General features: G+C 73.2%; 10 protein-coding genes. 6 read left to right on the forward strand and 4 right to left on the reverse strand.

The features are described from left to right. On the reverse strand, positions 1–203 hold a 203-nt coding region (locus GA0115240_RS37180; RefSeq protein ID WP_161302415.1), incomplete at its 3' end, for a hypothetical protein. 379 nt (positions 204–582) lie between these two features. Between GA0115240_RS37180 and GA0115240_RS24415 the strand changes: the two genes are divergently transcribed. After that, positions 583–1,353, forward strand: a complete 771-nt coding sequence (locus GA0115240_RS24415; RefSeq protein ID WP_093739678.1) for a hypothetical protein — start codon at positions 583–585, stop codon at positions 1,351–1,353. Between the two features lie 126 nt (positions 1,354–1,479). Here the strand turns inward: GA0115240_RS24415 and GA0115240_RS24420 are convergent, their stop codons facing one another. Next, complete coding sequence (locus tag GA0115240_RS24420) at positions 1,480–1,965, reverse strand: MarR family winged helix-turn-helix transcriptional regulator (protein WP_256069957.1); 486 nt, start codon at positions 1,963–1,965, stop codon at positions 1,480–1,482. Between the two features lie 196 nt (positions 1,966–2,161). Between GA0115240_RS24420 and GA0115240_RS24425 the strand changes: the two genes are divergently transcribed. Next, on the forward strand, positions 2,162–3,025 hold the full coding sequence (locus GA0115240_RS24425; protein ID WP_093739680.1) for a lysozyme: 864 nt from the start codon (positions 2,162–2,164) through the stop codon (positions 3,023–3,025). Positions 3,026–3,249: 224 nt separating this feature from the next. Here the strand turns inward: GA0115240_RS24425 and lon are convergent, their stop codons facing one another. Then, positions 3,250–5,688, reverse strand: a complete 2,439-nt coding sequence (gene lon, locus GA0115240_RS24430; RefSeq protein ID WP_093739682.1) for an endopeptidase La — start codon at positions 5,686–5,688, stop codon at positions 3,250–3,252. 187 nt (positions 5,689–5,875) lie between these two features. Here lon and GA0115240_RS24435 point away from each other — a divergent pair, with 187 nt between their 5' ends. Beyond that, a complete protein-coding gene (locus GA0115240_RS24435; RefSeq protein WP_093739684.1) occupies positions 5,876–6,658 on the forward strand; it encodes a GNAT family N-acetyltransferase in 783 nt (260 codons plus the stop codon). A 55-nt stretch (positions 6,659–6,713) separates the two neighbouring features. On the opposite strand, the gene GA0115240_RS24440 is transcribed toward GA0115240_RS24435, so the two are convergent. Then, positions 6,714–7,724, reverse strand: a complete 1,011-nt coding sequence (locus GA0115240_RS24440) for a class I SAM-dependent methyltransferase (RefSeq protein ID WP_093739686.1) — start codon at positions 7,722–7,724, stop codon at positions 6,714–6,716. A gap of 163 nt (positions 7,725–7,887) precedes the next feature. Between GA0115240_RS24440 and GA0115240_RS24445 the strand changes: the two genes are divergently transcribed. The 3 genes from GA0115240_RS24445 to GA0115240_RS24455 all read left to right on the forward strand — a co-directional run bounded on the left by GA0115240_RS24445 (position 7,888) and on the right by GA0115240_RS24455 (position 10,548). Then, positions 7,888–8,610, forward strand: a complete 723-nt coding sequence (locus tag GA0115240_RS24445; RefSeq protein ID WP_093739688.1) for a spermidine synthase — start codon at positions 7,888–7,890, stop codon at positions 8,608–8,610. 103 nt (positions 8,611–8,713) lie between these two features. Next, on the forward strand, positions 8,714–9,427 hold the full coding sequence (locus GA0115240_RS24450) for a response regulator transcription factor (RefSeq protein ID WP_093739690.1): 714 nt from the start codon (positions 8,714–8,716) through the stop codon (positions 9,425–9,427). Continuing rightward, the gene (locus GA0115240_RS24455) at positions 9,424–10,548 is read left to right on the forward strand and encodes a HAMP domain-containing sensor histidine kinase (protein ID WP_093739692.1); all 1,125 of its coding nucleotides are present in this window, start codon (positions 9,424–9,426) and stop codon (positions 10,546–10,548) included. The genes GA0115240_RS24450 and GA0115240_RS24455 overlap by 4 nt, the downstream gene beginning before the upstream one ends. Positions 10,549–10,929 lie beyond the last annotated feature (381 nt).

A 10,929-nucleotide genomic window follows, 5' to 3' on the forward strand; every position in this document is an offset into this window, starting at 1 on the left:
GGCGCCGCGGGGCCGCCGCCGGCCGCGATCGCCGCGTCGTCCCGCTCGTCGGCGAGGTCGTGGGCCAGCACGACCGCGCGGGCGGCCCGCTGGGCGGTGTCCGCCCGGTGCTGTGCCGTGGACAGGTCGTGCACGGCGAGGGCCACGCCGGGGGTGGCGGCCGCGAGGAGCGCGGCGGCGCCGGCGAGCAGGGCGGCGAACATGCGCCGCCTGACCCGCCCGTCGCGTCGCGGGTGACGTCCTTCACGCAATGTCGGTGCTCGCAATCACGTATCGCCCGGGCCCGGGGTGGCCCCGGGAATATGCAGAAGTCCTTCCGACCCTTGCAGCCCTGCCCGGAGGGGGGCCAGGCGTCCCTCCCCCGGACACCCGAACGAGTGAATCGCACACGTGAGTTGACCGACAAGTCGGGCACGAGCCACCGCCCTTGGGGCCGCGGGCACGCCGCTGGCGCAGGGGGGCCGGCTTTGGCAGGATGCACGCGCGCAGCCCCGGTGATCTTGTGGTCCGGACCAAGTCCGCAGCTCGGCCGCGTCCGGCGGCCTCCCCGGAGTGCCGGGCGGGGTGCGACAGACTGAGCGTATGCGGATCGAGACGGCGACCGAGCCGGGCAGGCCCGAGGTGCCCAACGAGGACTTCGTGTCCGTGGTGCTGCCCGCCGGCGGCCGAGGCGGCGCGCTGGTGCTGCTGGACGGGGTGACACCCCCGCCGGACAACGGCGGCTGTGCGCACTCGGTGCCGTGGTTCACCGCCCGGCTGGGCGGCGCGCTGCTCGAACTGGCCGTCTCCCGGCCGGACTTGACGCTCAAGGACTGCCTGTCGGCGGCCATCTCCCGGACCGCCGACGCGCACCGGACCAGCTGTGATCTTTCTCACCCGCTGACACCGCAGGCCACGGTGGTCGCGGTGCGCTGGGACGGGGCGGAGCTGGAGCATCTGGTGCTGTCCGACTCGGCGTTGCTGCTGGAATCGGTGGACGGCACGGTGACGCCGGTACTGGACGACCGCATCGACCGGCTGCGGGCGGCCGGCCTGCGGGTCGCGCCGCTGCGCAACACCGAGGGCGGCTTCTTCACCGCCGCCGCCGATCCCGCGGTGGCGGCCCGGGCGGTCACCGGCCGCACCCCCACTGCCGCGCTGCGGGCGGTGGCGGCCGTCACCGACGGCGCCGCGCGGGGTGTGGAGGTCTTCGGGTCGGACGACTGGCCGGGCCTGTTCGCCCTGCTGCGCAAGGCCGGCCCGCAGGCGCTGATCGCCCGGGTGCGGGAGCGGGAGAACGCCGACCCGGCCGGCACCGCCGTACCGCGCGGGAAGCCGTACGACGACGCGACGGCGGTGCTGGTGGAGTTCTGACCGGCGCGCCCGCTGCCGAGGCGCGGGGCCCGGCAGTGGGGGCCGGCAGTGGGAGCTGGCAGTGGGAGCTGGCAGGCGGGAATCCGGCAAACGGAGATCCGGCAGGCGCGGATCCGGCGGGCGCGCCTACGGCTGCGCGGCGATCTCGCCGAACTGAATCCCGTTCAGCTCGTGCAGCAGCCGGGACAGTTCGGCGATCTCGGCGTGGTCCCAGGCGGCGAGCCGGCTCAGATACCGCTCCCGGCGGGCGGTGCGGACCTGGGCGAAGCGGCTGCGGCCCTCCTCGGTGAGGCGCATCAGGAAGGCGCGGCCGTCGGCCGGGTCGGACGCGCGGGCGACCAGGCCCAGCTCCTCCAGGGCCCGCAGCTGGCGGCTCATGGTGGCCTTGCCGACGCCGAAGTAGCCGGCCAGGTCGGTGGCCCGCTCCGGCTCGGCCTCCGCCAGCCGGACCAGCAGCCCGTACGCGGCCGGTTCCAGTTCGGGGTGCACCGCGCGGGCCATTTCCCCGGAGGCGGCCCGGGCCCGCCGGAACAGCACGGTCAGCTCGCGCTCCAGCGCCTCGGTGGCGCAGTCCCTGGCCTCAACCGGCGCGCCGCCGTTCGTGTCGGTCACAGACTCCCCGCTTTCAACACCTGAAACTTTTCTTCACACACGGTGGTTTCCGCAGCACGTCCAGTATTTCGCAGGAGTAGACCATCGGCGGTTTCCGGCAGCTCTTCCACGCGCGTAGCGCCGACCGTACCGTCGGACCTGTCATGGCCCTATCAAGGTCATGCCGAGTCCCCCACCCCGCCATCTGGAGGCACGCATGTCCCACGGAGGTCACTCCGTCGTGCACCGCACCGGCTCGGCCCGGACCAGGCTCGCCCTGTCGGCCGGTCTCTTCACCGCCCTGCTCGCCCTGGTCCTGGCCCTCCCCGGGACCGCCCAGGCGGCTGCCGGCGCCCATATGACCCACCCCGACCTCGACTGGATGGGCTCCACCATCCGCGCCCACGAGGGCTCCGGCCGGCTGACCGGCGACCCCGTCGCCACCCCGGCGGCCACCCAGACGCCCGGCATGGACGTCTCCAACTACCAGGGCAGCGTCGACTGGGGCGGCGCCTGGTCCAACGGCGCCAAGTTCGCCTACGTGAAGGCCACCGAGGGGACCTCGTACACCAATCCGTCCTTCACCCAGCAGTACAACGGGTCGTACAACGTGGGCATGATCCGCGGCTCGTACCACTTCGCGCTGCCCGACGTCTCGGCCGGGGCGACCCAGGCCGACTACTTCGTCGCCCACGGCGGCGGCTGGTCCGGCGACGGCAAGACACTGCCGGGCGCGCTGGACATCGAGTACAACCCGTACGGCGCCACCTGCTACGGGCTGACGGCCAGTGGGATGGTCAGCTGGATCTCCGCGTTCAGCAACGAGTACCACGCCAGGACCGGGCGCTACCCGACCATCTACAGCTCCACCAGCTGGTGGACCCAGTGCACCGGCAACAGCGCGGCCTTCGCCGCCACCAACGCGCTGTGGATCGCCCGCTACAACACCGCGGTCGGCACCCTGCCGGCCGGCTGGGGCTTCCAGACCATCTGGCAGAACGCCGACTCGGGCGTCTTCCCCGGCGACCAGGACCTCTTCAACGGGGCGCTGGACCGCGTACAGGCGTACGCCGCCGGTTAGGCCCTGTCCGGGCGATCTTCTCGGGCCCGCGGCGCCTAGACCCTGTCCGGGCGGCGCCGCAGCCGCCCGGGTGCCCCGGGAGGGCGGTTCCCGATGGAGCGGGCCGTTCCGCCTGGGCCACGACGGGCCGCAACGCCGGGGACCGTGCCCTGGGGGCGCCCCGGGCGCACACGCGAAGGGGCGCGGGGAAAAGCTCCCCGCGCCCCTTGCTCACACCGCCGACGTCAGGCCGCGGCGGACACCTCTTCCGCCGGCGCCGCCACCCGTGCGGGCTCCAGCGCCAGCTTCAGGACCTGACGCACGTCGCTGACCGGGTGCACCTCCAGCGCCGCCAGCACCTCGGCGGGCACGTCGTCCAGATCCGCCTCGTTGCGCTTGGGGATGATCACCGTGGTGATCCCGGCCCGGTGCGCGGCCAGCAGCTTCTGCTTGACCCCGCCGATCGGCAGCACCCTGCCGGTCAGCGAGACCTCACCGGTCATCGCCACATCGGTCCGCACCCGCTGCCCGGACAGCAGCGACGCCAGCGCGGACGTCATGGTCACACCGGCGCTCGGCCCGTCCTTGGGGACGGCGCCGGCCGGGACGTGCAGGTGCACGCCGCGGTCCTTGAGGTCGGCGACCGGCAGCTCCAGTTCGGCGCCGTGCGAGCGCAGGAAGGACAGCGCGATCTGCGCCGACTCCTTCATGACGTCGCCCAGCTGGCCGGTGAGCTGGAGTCCCGAGCCGCCGGTCTCCGGGTCGGCCAGCGACGCCTCGATGTAGAGCACGTCGCCGCCCGCGCCGGTGACCGCCAGGCCGGTGGCCACACCGGGCACCGCGGTCCGCCGCTCCTCCGGGTCCTGCGCCGCCTCCGGCACGTGGTGCGGCCGGCCGATCAGCGCGCGCAGGTTCTCGGCGCCGACGGTGAAGGGCAGTTCCTGGTCGCCCAGCTCGTGCCGGGCCGCGATCTTCCGCAGGATCCGGGCGATGGTGCGCTCCAGGGTCCGTACGCCCGCCTCGCGGGTGTACTCGCCGGTGAGCTTGCGCAGCGCGTCCTCCGCCAGGGTCACCTCGTCGTCGGCCAGGCCGGCCCGCTCCAGCTGGCGCGGGAGCAGGTGGTCACGGGCGATGACGACCTTCTCGTCCTCGGTGTAGCCGTCCAGCCGCACCAGCTCCATCCGGTCGAGCAGCGGCTCGGGGATGGTCTCCAGCACGTTGGCGGTGGCCAGGAAGACGACGTCGGACAGGTCGAGTTCGACTTCCAGGTAGTGGTCGCGGAAGGTGTGGTTCTGCGCCGGGTCGAGGACTTCCAGCAGGGCGGCGGCCGGGTCGCCCCGGTAGTCCGATCCCACCTTGTCGATCTCGTCGAGCAGCACCACCGGGTTCATCGAACCGGCTTCCTTGATCGCCCGGACGATACGGCCGGGCAGCGCGCCGACGTACGTCCTGCGGTGGCCGCGGATCTCGGCCTCGTCCCGGACCCCGCCGAGCGAGACCCGGACGAACTTGCGGCCCATCGCGCGGGCCACCGACTCGCCGAGCGAGGTCTTTCCGGTGCCGGGAGGCCCTACGAGGGCCAGCACCGCGCCGCCGCGGCGGCCGCCGACCACACCGAGGCCGCGGTCGGCCCGGCGCTTGCGGACGGCCAGGTATTCGGTGATGCGCTCCTTGACGTCGTCCAGGCCGGCGTGGTCGGCGTCCAGCACCGCGCGGGCGCCGGCGACGTCGTAGGTGTCCTCGGTGGTGGTGTTCCACGGCAGTTCGAGCACCGTGTCCAGCCAGGTGCGGATCCAGCTGCCCTCGGGGGAGGCGTCCGAGGAGCGCTCCAGCTTCTCGACCTCCTTCAAGGCGGCCTCGCGGACCTTCTCCGGCAGGTCGGCGGCCTCCACCCGGACGCGGTAGTCGTCGCTCTCGTTCTCCGGGTCGCCGTTGAGCTCGGCCAGCTCCTTGCGGACGGCCTCCATCTGCTGGCGGAGCAGGAACTCGCGCTGCTGCTTCTCCATGCCTTCCTGGACGTCCTTGCGGATGGTCTCGGCGACGTCCTGTTCGGCGAGGTGGTCGCGCAGCCACTGGATGGCCAGCTTGAGGCGGGCCACCGGGTCGGTGGTCTCCAGCAGCTCGACGCGCTGCTCGGTGGTGAGGTACGGCGAGTAGCCGGAGTTGTCGGCGAGCTGGCTCACGTCGTCGATCTGCTGGACGCGGTCCACGACCTGCCAGGCGCCGCGCTTGCGCAGCCAGCTGGTGGCCAGCGCCTTGTATTCCTTCATCAGCTCGGCGACGGTGCCGGGGGCTTCCCCGACGGCCGGCTCCTCCACCGGGGTGCCTTCGACCCACAGGGCCGCACCGGGTCCGGTGGTGCCGGCGCCGATCCGGATCCGGGACCGGCCGCGGATGACCGCGCCCGGGTCGCCGTCGGACAGCCGGCCGACCTGCTCCACCGTGCCGAGCGTGCCGACGGCGGTGTACTTGCCGTCCACCCTGGGCACCAGCAGGACTTCCGGCTTCCCTGACGCCGTCCCCGGTCCCGGCCCGCGGTGTGCCGCCTGCGCGGCCTCGACGGCGGCACGGACCTCGGAGTCCGTGAGGTCGAGCGGTACGACCATGCCGGGCAGGACGACCTCGTCGTCCAGGGGGAGGACGGGCAGGGTGAGAGGGTTGGGGGTCCGAGGCTCAAACGCCATGATCGCTCCCTTTGCAAGCAAGTTGAGTACACCCGACTCAATGCGCGGCACCCGCCTGGTGTTCCCGCGGCGCTGTTCGCCCTGAGCGATCGGCCCGACGACAGGCCGTGAGCGGGCCGGGGCCGGGCCGGCGGAGGGCTGCGGCCGGGCCTGCAAAACCGGTTGCCCAGGGGCTTACCGTCGGAGGATGACCGACACAGCGGGACTGCTTGCGGGCTATGACGAGCAGATGCGGGGCGCGCCGCCGAACCTGCCGGCGGGCGTCACCGTCGAGCGGCACGGCCCCCCGGTCCGGCTGGTGGGCCAGTTCCGCGGCCTGGTGACCGGGCCGGCCGTCCTGGGGGTGGCGGGCCCGGAGCTGGACGCGTTGATCCGGCGGCAGCGCGAGCGCTTCGCGGCCCGGGGCGAGGCGGTGGAGTGGAAGGTACGCGGGCACGACCGGCCGGTGGAGCTGCCGGAGCGGCTGGTGGCCGCCGGATTCGTGGCCGAGGAGCAGGAGACCGTCATGATCGGCGAGGCCGGGGCGATGGCTGCCGAGCCGCGGCTCCCGGCGGGAGTGTCCCTGCACCGGACCACCGCCGAGGCGGACCTGCGCCGGATCGCCGCGCTGCTCACCGCCGTCTGGGACACGGACATGTCCTGGCTGGCCGACGACCTGCTGGGCCGGATCGCCGCCGCCCCGGACGACATCGCCGTCCTCCTCGCCCGGGCCGGGGACCAGGTCGTCTCCGCGGCCTGGCTCGTGTACCGGCCCGGCACGAGCTTCGCCGGTCTGTGGGGCGGCTCCACCGTCGAGGCGTGGCGGGGGCGGGGGATCTACCGCGCGCTGGTCGCCGCACGCGCCCGGCTGGCCGCCGCGCGGGGCACCCGCTGGCTGCAGGTGGACGCCTCCGCCGACAGTGCCCCGATCCTGCGCCGCCTCGGCTTCGAGCCGGTGACGACGACCACGCCGTACGTGTGGACGCCCTGACGGACCGGGCGGCGCGGAGCCGGCCGGGAAGGCCGGCGTCCGCGGAGCCGGCGGGTCAGTCGCGGGCCCGCAGGAAGGCCGAGGTGGCCACCCGGCCGACCAGGTCGAAGCGGGTGGTGCCCGCCAGGTGCTTGTCGCCGGCCGCCTGGACGCCCTCCCAGCCCGGGTCGCCGTAGTCGTCGAGGACGACGATGCCGCCGGGGGCGGCGATCTGCTCGGCCCATTCGAGGTCGGCTGCGACGCCCTCCTCGGAGTGGTCGCCGTCGATGATGATCACGCCGTACTGCCGGTCGGAGACCGCCTCGCGGACCTCCTCGTCGCCCGAGAAGCCCTGCTGGATGCGGGCCAGCTCGCCGGCCGTGCCGCCGAGCGCCAGGTTGGCCCGGACCACGTCGAGGCGGACCGGGGTGCCGGTGGGCTCGGAGCCGAAATTGGTGCCCGGCTGGAGCTGGCTGCCGGCCAGCGGGTCGACGATGGTCAGCCGGGGCTCGATGCCGGCCCGGTGCAGCATCCGCATGAAGGTCGCCGAGAAGAGGCCGAACAGCGTGCCGATCTCCAGCACGTCCCCGTTCGGCGGGTCGAGCAGCGGAACGGTGGCCAGCTTGCCGCAGACATTGGAGTTGGTGCCGGCCACCCGGCCGACGCCCAGGGCCTCCAGCGCGACCACATTGCGGAAGGCGGCGGTGGCGTTGCGGCGGGCGAAGCGGCGGTCCTGCCCGGACACCTCCGCGATCTCGTCGACCAGCTTCTCGAACTGCTCCTTGGTCGGCGCCCGGTGCCCGGCCCGCCCGACGCGCTCGAAGATGAGGTCGTAGGCGTACTGCTTGCCGCGCAGGCCGGAGACCTCGTCCCGCAGGCTCCCCATCTCCTTGCGCACGCCGCCCAGCTCCTTGCGCAGGCTGTCGAGCTCCTTGCGCAGCGACTCGCGGGCCTCCCGATCGCCGTGCGCGACCTTGTCGATGTCCTTGCGGAGCCGGGACACCGGCCGCTGCACCCGCTGGTCGACCAAGGTGGTGGCCGGGCGCAGCAGCCGCCGCGCCACAGGATTCTTGAAAAGGGAAGACATGCGCGGAATTTACGCACGCACACCGCCCCTGTCCATCGTCCGGGAGCGAACAGCCGCGGAAGTCGCGGTGTCACCCCCGTGAACACCCCCGGTACCGCAGCCGGTCCGGCACCCTTTGTCCGTCTCTTGCCGGCCGGCGGGGCCGCTCCGTCACAATGGCCGGATGCCGCCCACGTACGACACCGACGCCTCCCCCGTCGTCCTCGACCGCCGCGACGGCCCCTACGGCGAGGTGGCCCTGCGGCAGCGGGGCGACCGGTTCGAGATCATCGCCAACGGCTGCTTCCTGATGGACACCTCCGACGGCCGCTCGGAGCGGCTGCTGGTGGACGCCGCGCTGGCGGCCTGGGACGAGGGCCGGGCCCGGCGCCCGGCCGGGAGCAGCCCCGATGCGCGGGGCACCGGCCGGCTGCTGATCGGCGGCCTCGGCGTCGGCTTCTCGCTGGCCAGGGCAGCCGCCGAGCCGCGCTGGACCGGGATCGACGTCGTCGAGCGCGAAGCGGCCGTGGTGGCCTGGCACCGCACCGGCCCGCTGGCGCCCTTCTCCGGGCACGCCCTGGACGACTCCCGGGTGCGGGTGCTGCAGGCCGACCTGGTGGCGTACCTGACCGGTCCCGGGGACCGCTACGACGCGCTGTGCCTGGACATCGACAACGGCCCGGACTGGACAGTCACCGAGAACAACGACAGTCTCTACACTCCCAGCGGCCTCACCGCCTGCCGGGAACGGCTCCACCCCGGTGGTGTGCTGGCCGTCTGGTCGGCCCGGCCCTCGGCCGCGTTCGAGGCGGCGCTGCGCGACGCGGGATTCGACCGGGTGCACACCGTCGAGGTCCCGGTGCAGCGCGGCGAGCCGGACGTGGTGCACGTAGCCGTCACGGCGTGAAGGCGTCATAGTCAGGGCGGTTCGCCGACCCGTACGCTGCCCGGGGAGCCCGGCCCAGGTCACCGGCGGGCTTCCGCAATCAGGACGACCTTGTGGGGCGGAAGTGGACAGCACGCAGACTTCGGGCGCGCAGCGCCGGGTGCTGGTCGTCGAGGACGACCAGACGATAACGCAGGCGATCGCGGCCCGGCTGCAGGCGGAGGGCTTCTCGGTACGGACCGCCGGCGACGGCCCGTCCGCGGTCGAGTCGGCGCAGTCCTGGCAGCCGGACCTGCTGGTCCTGGACGTGATGCTGCCCGGCTTCGACGGCCTGGAGGTGTGCCGCCGGGTCCAGGCGGACCGGCCGGTGCCGGTGCTGATGCTCACCGCCCGGGACGACGAGACCGACATGCTGGTGGGGCTCGGCGTCGGCGCCGACGACTACATGACCAAGCCGTTCTCGATGCGGGAGCTGGCCGCCCGGGTGCATGTGCTGCTGCGCCGGGTGGAGCGGGCGGCGACCGCCGCGCACAGCCCGCGCGGCGCCAGCATCCAGCTCGGCGACCTGGAGATCGACCACGCCCAGCGCCGGGTGCGGGTGGCCGGCTCCGACATCCACCTCACCCCCACCGAGTTCGAGCTGCTGGTGTGCCTGGCCCAGCAGCCGCGGGCGGTGCTGTCCCGGGAACAGCTGCTCGCCGAGGTCTGGGACTGGGCGGACGCCTCCGGCACCCGCACCGTCGACAGCCATGTCAAGGCGCTGCGCCGCAAGATCGGCGCCGAGCGGATCCGTACCGTGCACGGCGTGGGCTACGCGCTGGAGACCCCGGCGCCGTGAGCGGCACGAGCGATCCGGACGACGCGGGGAACACGGGAGGGCTGCGCGGCTGGCGGCGGCGGGTGTGGGCGGCGCTGCGGCCCTGGGACCCGTTCCGCTCGATCAAGGCGGCGCTGCAGCTGCTGGTGATCGTCTCGGTGCTGATCACCACGCTGCTGGTGACGGTGGCCATCCACTCGGCCACCGAGGTCCGGGTGATCACCATCTTCTCGATCATCGCCTCGCTGCTGATCACCCAGATCGTGGCCACCAATCTGACCGCGCCGCTGCGGGAGATGACCCTGGTGGCCCGGGCGATGGCCGGCGGCGACTACAGCCGCCGGGTGACCCGGGTGCGCCGGGACGAGGTGGGCGACCTGGCCGGCACCTTCAACCGGATGGCCGCCGACCTGGCCGCCGCCGACCGGCACCGCAAGGAGCTGGTGGCGAACGTCTCGCACGAGCTGCGCACCCCCATCGCGGCGCTGCGGGCCGTGCTGGAGAACGTGGTGGACGGGGTGTCGGCGGCCGACCCGGAGACCATGCGGCTGGCCCTGCAGCAGACCGAGCGGCTCGGCAAACTGGTCAGCCAGCTGCTGGACCTGTCCCGGCTGGACAGCGGGGCGGTGCGGCTGGACCTCAAGCGGTTCGAGGTGTGGCCGTACCTGTCGGCGGTGCTGAAGACCGCGAGCCTGGGCATGGAGAGCGCCAAGACCACCGGCTCGCGCTCCCGGCCGCGCGCCGACGTCCACCTGCACCTGGATGTGTCACCTCCCGAACTGGTCGCCTACGCCGACAGCGAGCGCCTGCACCAGGTGGTCGCCAATCTGGTGGACAACGCGGTCAAGCACAGCCCGCCCGGCGGCCGGGTGACGGTGCGGGCCCGCGGCGGCACCGCGGCCGGCAGCCTGCAGCTGGACGTGCGCGACGAGGGCCCCGGCATCCCCGAGGCGGACCGGGTGCGGGTCTTCGACCGCTTCCACCGCGGCGCCCATCCCGGCGGCGACGGCGGCACCGGGCTCGGCCTGGCCATCGCCCGCTGGGCGGTGGACCTGCACGGCGGCCGCATCGAAGTGGCCGAATCTCCGCGCGGCTGCCGGATACTCGTCACCCTTCCGGGTGGATCAACAACGCACCATTGACGCTGATGGGTGCACCATGGACGTACACCGCCTGGCAGGCGCGCGGCCGATGTCGCCCGCGCGGCAACGCGTGTGACCTCGTAAAACCCCGCAAAACCCAGAAGAGGGACCACATTCCCGCCAGGAACGGTGCCGAAACCATGCTGTAGGTGTGACATGCGCGACGACTGGACCCCGGGCCTGCGAGCAGGAGTCCTGAAGGCGTAGCCTTTATTTCCGCTGTCCACCATCTTTGTGAAGCGGAAGAGGGCGGTTGCCGCCGTGTCGTCACAGTCCCCCAATAGCTCTAGTGTCTCGACCGACCACCAAGCGCAGGGCGAAGGCCCTGCCGTGGGTTTCGGCCCGAACGAGTGGCTCGTCGATGAGATCTACCAGCAGTAC

Source organism: Streptomyces sp. DvalAA-14, from assembly GCF_900091855.1.
Classification (GTDB): Bacteria; Actinomycetota; Actinomycetes; order Streptomycetales; family Streptomycetaceae; genus Actinacidiphila.